This is a genomic window from Desulfovibrio sp. 1214_IL3152 (assembly GCF_036763055.1).
Classification (GTDB): domain Bacteria; phylum Desulfobacterota; class Desulfovibrionia; order Desulfovibrionales; family Desulfovibrionaceae; genus Desulfovibrio.
The window spans coordinates 1-2,555 of sequence record NZ_JBAIYW010000630.1; the positions used below are offsets into that span (position 1 = coordinate 1).

Here is a 2,555-nt window from a genome sequence, read left to right on the forward strand (position 1 = left end):
TTTACGGGCCGCAAGTAACAGAAATGCAAATGTCAGATCGCCCGTGCGCCTGTTAGGGCGCGGCTGGTAAGAAAGCCTTACAGGCGCATATGAAGAACCCCCGGCTAGGCCGGGGGGTTCCTTTTTAATTATATTACCTGAGTATGTAGCGCGACATTTATTTTTGCCGGGCGCTGGCTTCCCTGCGGCGCGGAATTTGCTGGGTTGGTGGAGCTATTTAACTCTGCGTTTTTGGAGATAGTTTTGCCCTTTGGGCGGGGGCAAACGGAGCGACGAGGAAAAGGAGGCAGCGCCTCCTTTTTTTCTTGGGAGTGGTAGTTAGGGTTATTCGGCAATGGCCTTGTCGTCCATGTACATGTCTCGGATTTCCTCGGGTATATCGGCCAAGATCATGGCGAGGGCCTGCGCTAACGGGCCTGCCTTCCTCACCATATCCTCTATTTGGCTGGCTGTGTAATCCAACCCCAAAAGAGTGCTTACAGCCTTGTGAATGTCCGCTTTGCTTATGCCGGTATGCCGCAGAGTGCGTTCCGTCTGACTTTTGCCGTTGATGGCGCACCATGTCTTGTATGCGAGTGGCCTTTCAGCCTCGAAAAATCTGCGGCAATCATGCTCCAAATGGCTGTAGTGCGTAAGGGCCCTTTGCCAATTCTTCTTTCCACACATTTCATCAGCGTAAAAGCGTCCACATTTACTATCTAAAAAATCGCGGGTCATTTCGTCGTTCCAGCCCATCCAGTTTTGAACATGTTCAAATGCCACTCTCCATGCTCTTTCCGCGAAAGCCTCGCCGCATTGTTGGCGAGCTGTTCCAAAAAATCCCCATTCTCTATTTTTGGTAGTAAGCATCTTGTTTTCCTCCGGTTTGTTTGTTTCCGTGAGTCACACTTCGCTCTGTCTGCGGAGGATTGCAAGAATTTTTTTAACACATCGTAAAATAATTTACATTGACTCTCAGGGCCGAAAACGGCAAGCTGCAGCTGTAAGGAGTTATTATGAAAGACGTGTCCACAGCTTTCGGCCTCGCATTGCGGGAAAGCAAGCTTCGGCCTCTGGACTACTGCAGGGCCGTCACCAAGCTGACCGGGCAGGAGTACTCGCCGGTCATGACAAGCCGTTGGATTCAAGGCGTACATGAGGCCCCGGCTCCAGCCGTGGCGCTGGCCATCCTGCTCGGGCGCCTGCCGATGGAAGAGCGCAAGGCGCTCATCCAAAGCCCGCCGCGTAAGAAGTACACTCGTAAAGTGAAGGGGGAGCCTTCCCCCTCCTGAAAGCCTTCTACCAATTCCTGATCAGCACCTCGCCAGCGGCCTTATTGACTTTGTTACCGCATGTGTACCGGGTTTGCACTTCTTCGATCTCAAAAGCTTTGAAGCACTCCCGCACTCCAGGTGTGTCATTGAGGCTGACCAAAAACTTGCCTTTTACCCCGGCCAGCAGGTCAGCCAGCCGTGAAAAATCTTCTTTGGTAAACAGCCCAGGGCCATAATAATTCTCAAAGTCCCAATACGGTGGGTCTACATAAAAAAAGGTGTCAGGCCGATCATAATTCTCAATCACCTTATGGTACGGCAAGCATTCAATATAAGCCCTGGCCAAGCGCAAATGCGCCGCGGACAGGGTCTCTTCAATACGGAGAAGATTAAGACGACTACCGCGGCTGGCCGCGAACCCCCATGTGGGACTAGTTATTCTGCCACCAAAGCAGCTCTGTTGAATATAGTAAAAACGTGCTGCACGCTGAATGTCCGTTAGCGTTTCAGGATCGGCTTTTTTCAGCCGCTCAAACTCGTCCCGGCTGACCAGAACCCACTTGAAAAAGCGAACAAACTCCCCCAGATGCCATTGTAGGCAACGGTACAGTGTTACCACATCCTTGTTGATATCGTTAATGACCTCAACAGCGCTTTCAGGCTTTCTGAAGAGAACCCAGGCTGCGCCGCAAAACGGTTCAACGTAGCAGTGATGCTCGGGGATGCGATCCACGATGCGCTTGGCCAGCAGACTTTTGCCGCCCATCCACCCGGCAAGCGGGGGACGGCTGTTCAACACAGTATTCATTGAGAAACCTTCTATAAGAGGCTCGCTGGCCTTCTCGCCTGGGAATCTGGTTCCTCAGTGATTAATCATTCGCGCTGGTTGGCATTCGCTGCCAAAGTTGCCAGCGCATACGCCGCTTCCAAAGGCACAACTCCGTTACCCGTGAGTCGGTATCTGTCCAGTTTATGGGCCAACCCATCATGACTTCCAGCCAGCGCGGGTTGCAAGTCAGGTTGTGCGGCAAGCCAGATGTCCCAGGCCGCAAAGTCACTACCATCGGGAGGGAAGAAACCCTGGCCCGCCCCATCCCCATCATATAAAGAAGCGTCCAGGCTTCCGCCGCCAGGTGAGTCCCAAGCTGAAAGGCTCCCTTTCTCATGCAGAGCTAGAGATAGGCTGGAAAAAACGGACGCCATAGTCCATATCCATTGAGGAGGTTCTATGACGAAAGCACCACGGGGACGTTATTCACAGGAATTGAGGCAGCAAGCCGTCACCATGGCGGTTGATGATGG

Annotated in this window: 3 protein-coding genes; 1 reads left to right on the top strand and 2 read right to left on the bottom strand. The window is 52.6% G+C overall.

Features of this window, described 5'->3' with window-relative positions; genetic code table 11:
- Positions 1 to 324 precede the first annotated feature (324 nt).
- Positions 325 to 849 (bottom strand): hypothetical protein, encoded by a 525-nt coding sequence (locus V6C07_RS13125; protein ID WP_333536923.1) that lies wholly within the window; start codon positions 847 to 849, stop codon positions 325 to 327.
- A 146-nt stretch (positions 850 to 995) separates the two neighbouring features.
- Here V6C07_RS13125 and V6C07_RS13130 point away from each other — a divergent pair, with 146 nt between their 5' ends.
- Positions 996 to 1,271 (top strand): hypothetical protein, encoded by a 276-nt coding sequence (locus V6C07_RS13130; protein WP_333536924.1) that lies wholly within the window; start codon positions 996 to 998, stop codon positions 1,269 to 1,271.
- 7 nt (positions 1,272 to 1,278) lie between these two features.
- Here V6C07_RS13130 and V6C07_RS13135 read toward each other — a convergent pair whose 3' ends face one another.
- Positions 1,279 to 2,061 carry a DNA adenine methylase gene (locus V6C07_RS13135; RefSeq protein WP_333536925.1) on the bottom strand — a complete coding sequence of 261 codons (783 nt, stop codon included), beginning with the start codon at positions 2,059 to 2,061 and terminating at the stop codon, positions 1,279 to 1,281.
- Positions 2,062 to 2,555: the final 494 nt, after the last annotated feature.

Coding starts and splice junctions, on each gene's coding strand:
- V6C07_RS13135 (WP_333536925.1), bottom strand. CDS start 2,061: ATGAATACTGTGTTGAACAGCCGTCCCCCGCTTGCCGGGTGGATGGGC.
- V6C07_RS13125 (WP_333536923.1), bottom strand. CDS start 849: ATGCTTACTACCAAAAATAGAGAATGGGGATTTTTTGGAACAGCTCGC.
- V6C07_RS13130 (WP_333536924.1), top strand. CDS start 996: ATGAAAGACGTGTCCACAGCTTTCGGCCTCGCATTGCGGGAAAGCAAG.